1 protein-coding gene is annotated in these 2,736 nt (G+C 69.2%); it reads left to right on the forward strand.

Translation table 11 applies throughout. From position 1 onward, the window contains the following. Positions 1–2,635, forward strand: a 2,635-nt coding sequence (locus D588_RS0101640; protein WP_017914743.1) for a TonB-dependent receptor, incomplete at its 5' end; no start/stop codon positions are given. Positions 2,636–2,736 lie beyond the last annotated feature (101 nt).

Consider the following 2,736-nt stretch of genomic DNA (forward strand, 5'->3'; position numbering starts at 1 on the left):
TGGCTCGCGCATCCCGCGCACGCAGGTGGAAGGCCCCGCGCCGATCAGCGTGATCAGCGCCGAGCAGATCAAGGCCAACGGCTTCACCTCGGTGCCGGACGTGCTGCGCGCGATGACCCAGAACGGCGGCGAGACGCAGAGCCCGCAGTCGGCCAGCGGCGCGGACTTCTCGCCCGGCGCGCAGCAGGTGGACCTGCGCGGGCTCGGTCCCAACCACACCCTGGTGCTGGTCAACGGCCGCCGCATCGCCGACTTCCCGATGCCGTTCAAGGGCCGCAGCAACTTCACCGACATCTCCAACATCCCGCTGGGCATGATCGACCGCATCGAGATCCTGACCGGCAGCGCCTCGGCGATCTACGGCTCGGACGCGATCTCCGGCGTGGTCAATTTCATCCTCAAGAAGCACGCCGACGGCACCACGCTGGACTACCGTTTCGGCGACACCACCCGCGGCGGCGGCGAGAGCTTCAACCTCAGCCTCAGCAGCGGTTGGTCGCGCGGCAATTTCGACGCGGTGTTCGGCGCCGAACTGGTCTCGCAAACGCCGCTGTGGGCCTACGAGCGCAGCCGCCAGGACAGCACCCTGGACGGCCCCACCGCACGCTCGCAGGTGCCGCGCCGCACCTTCCTGCGCACCGACGGCAACGACGACTACCTGGACCCGGGCGCGGACACCTGCGCGGCGGTGTCCGGCCTCAACGGCGGCAGCACCGGCTACGCCACCCGCCCCGGCTACGGCGCGTTCTGCGGCAGCAGCGCCTCGATCGGCTACGGCACCATCACCAACAAGCGCCGCGGCCTCAACGGCTACGCCTCGCTGCGCTACGCCTTCGACAACGGCAGCGAGTGGTTCGCCGACGTGCAGGTGGGCTACCACGAGCTGTCGCTGTTCCGCGACGTGACCCAGTGGGGCTACATGGCCCCGGACGGCAACGAGCAGGGCTATTTCTACAACCAGGCCACCGACCAGGTGGAAGCCTGGGGGCGCCAGTTCAGCCCGGAAGAAATGGGCGGCCTCAACGCCGGCACCATCCGCACCCGGCAGAAGACCTTCAGCGTCACCACCGGCTTCAAGGGCCACCTGGGCGCGGACTGGGACTACGAGACCAGCCTCAGCCACTCGCAGTACCAGGCCACCATCAGTTGGCCGCAGATCGTCGCCGCGCGCGCCAACGCGCTGTTCCTCGGCCCGCAGCTGGGCGTGGACGAAGACTCGGGGCTGCCGATCTTCAACGCCGACCCGCAGCGCCTGTACACGCCGCTGAGCCGCGCCGAGTACGACAGCATCGCCCAGCGCACGGTGTATCAGCCGCGCTCGCGCACCGACACCCTCGCCTTCACCGCCACCAACACCGCGCTGTTCTCGCTGCCCGGCGGCGATGCCGGCATGGCGGCGACCGCCGAATTCGGCAACCAGGCCTACAACCTGCGCCCGGATCCGCTGGCCACGCAGTACTACTACTACAGTTGGAAGGACTCCGACGGCCACGGCAGCCGCAACCGCTGGGCGTTGGCCAGCGAGCTGCGCCTGCCGGTGCTGTCGACGGTGTCGCTGAGCCTGGCCGGGCGCTACGACCAGTACCGCTTCGCCGGGCGCTCGCTGGGCAAGTTCACCTACAGCGGCGGGCTGGAGTGGCGGCCGGTGGACACGCTGCTGGTGCGCGCCTCCTACGGCACCGCGTTCCGCGCCCCCGACCTGCATTACGTGTATGCCGGCCCCGGCAACGACGAGACCACCGGCGTGGACTACTACCGCTGCGCCAGCGAGGAACCGGGCGTGGCGATCCAGGACTGCAGCTACAACGAGGAGGCGGTGATCCGCGGCCGCAGCGGCAACCGCGCGCTGAACCCGGAGAACAGCACCTCGTGGACCGCCGGCCTGGTGTGGTCGCCGATGGCCGACCTGGACCTGTCGGTGGACTACTTCAACATCGACATGCGCGACCAGGTGCAGGACCTGCGCGTGGACCAGGTGCTGCGCGACGAGGCCGACTGCCGCCTCGGCGTGCTGCAGGCCACCTCCACCACCTGCCAGCAGGCGCTGGCACGGGTCACCCGCAGCGCCGACGGCCGCCTGTACGGGGTCTACGTCAATCCGATCAACATCGCCCGCGAACGCACCAACGGCATCGACCTCAGCGCGCAGTACCGCCTCGACACCGGCATCGGCACCTTCCGCCTGAGCGGCAACTACACCTGGGTGCGCCGCCACGACATCCAGGTGTACGCCGGCGAAGCGATGGTGGACGAGTTCGCGGTCAACAGCGGCTACGACATCCCGCGCACCAAGGCCAGCGCCAGCGTGTCCTGGGAGCGCAACGCCTGGACCGCGACGCTGCACGGCGAACGCCTGGGCCGCCTGCCGACCTCCGATTCCTACGACCAGGTCTACGACCCGGAGAGCGGCGACAGCCCGTGGATCGGCGCGACCTACCGCTACAACGCCTCGCTGCAGTACCGCTTCACCGACCACGCGCAGCTGTCGCTGACGGTGACCAACCTGTTCGACAAGATGCCGCCGCACGACCGCACCTATACGTCGTACCCGTACTACGACGTGTCCTGGTTCGACACCGTGGGCCGCAGCGTGTACCTGCAGTACACGCAGAAGTTCGGCGGCAGCGCGCTGTAGCGCCGGGGTCGAGGCCTGCATGTGGGAGCGGCGTCAGCCGCGACGAGCGAAAGGTCGGCTGATACCGTCCGTCGTCGGGACTGAAGTCCCTCCCACAGTGC

Origin of the sequence: Xanthomonas sp. SHU 308 (assembly GCF_000364645.1) — a bacterium.
Lineage (GTDB): Bacteria > Pseudomonadota > Gammaproteobacteria > Xanthomonadales > Xanthomonadaceae > Xanthomonas_A > Xanthomonas_A sontii.